Origin of the sequence: Micromonospora arborensis, assembly GCF_003205615.1 — a bacterium.
GTDB lineage: Bacteria > Actinomycetota > Actinomycetes > Mycobacteriales > Micromonosporaceae > Micromonospora > Micromonospora arborensis.
Map to the genome: position 1 here is coordinate 1 of NZ_PYBV01000163.1, position 244 is coordinate 244.

Consider the following 244-nt stretch of genomic DNA (forward strand, 5'->3'; position numbering starts at 1 on the left):
ACCCTGTTCGAGGCCTTGCTGCACGCCGGAGGCGTCATCCAGACGCCGGGCTCGGTAGAGCGTGGCAACACGCAATCAGATACCGACGCGCAGGAAAAGGCGCGCGGTCATTCCATCGACAGCTGCATCGCCGCCATCGATCGCGGCGACTGTCACATCAACCTGATCGACACCGCCGGCTACGACGACTTCCGCGGCAGCACGCTGTTCGCCTTCGCCGCGGTGGAAACGGTGATGGTGGTGA

General features: G+C 64.3%; 1 protein-coding gene. It reads left to right on the plus strand.

The annotated features are described in order from the left end of the window. Nucleotides 1-244, plus strand: a 244-nt coding sequence (locus C7C45_RS33270; RefSeq protein ID WP_244200704.1) for a GTP-binding protein, incomplete at both ends; no start/stop codon positions are given.